General features: G+C 59.1%; 1 protein-coding gene. It reads right to left on the bottom strand.

The window, feature by feature from the left end; genetic code table 11:
- Positions 1 to 38 precede the first annotated feature (38 nt).
- On the bottom strand, positions 39 to 558 hold a 520-nt coding region (locus tag EN750_RS38180; protein WP_145968382.1), incomplete at its 5' end, for a sugar ABC transporter permease.

Genomic DNA, 558 nt, shown 5'->3' with positions numbered 1-558 from the left:
GGCTAGGAAGGCGACCCAGCGGAGCAAGCGGCCTTCATTCATGTGCGCTTCTCCATCAACGGCCGTGCGAGCGCCAGATACACAATTCCGAACAGAGTGATGACCATCAGGAAGAGAAAGCTCAGCGCCGAGGCCTGCCCGAGGTTGAACTTCTTGAAGCCCTCATTGTAGGCGAAGAGCGTCAGCGTCTCGGTGGAGGTGCCCGGACCTCCGCCGGTGAGCACAAAGACCGTGTCGATGATCTTCAAACCTTCGATGATGCGGATGAAGACGACCGCCACGGAGAGCGGCAGCAGCATCGGAAAAGTGATGCTCCAGAAGCGCTGCCAAGGCGACGCGTTCTCGATGGCGGCCGCTTCGAACACTTCCCGCGGCAGGCCCTGCAGGCCGGCGAGCATCAGCAGTGTGACAAGTGGCGTCCACTGCCAGATTTCAACGATGGCGATCACCGCAATCGCCCAGTTCGCCTGCGTCAGAAAAGGCAGGTTCGGAAAGCCGAGAAATGTCGCGAACTCGTTAAGAGGACCAAGTGTTGGGCTGAATATCATCCGTGCGACA

This window comes from Mesorhizobium sp. M7A.F.Ca.ET.027.03.2.1, from assembly GCF_003999175.1.
Classification (GTDB): domain Bacteria; phylum Pseudomonadota; class Alphaproteobacteria; order Rhizobiales; family Rhizobiaceae; genus Mesorhizobium.
This window is presented reverse-complemented; position numbering and strand designations above follow the sequence as displayed.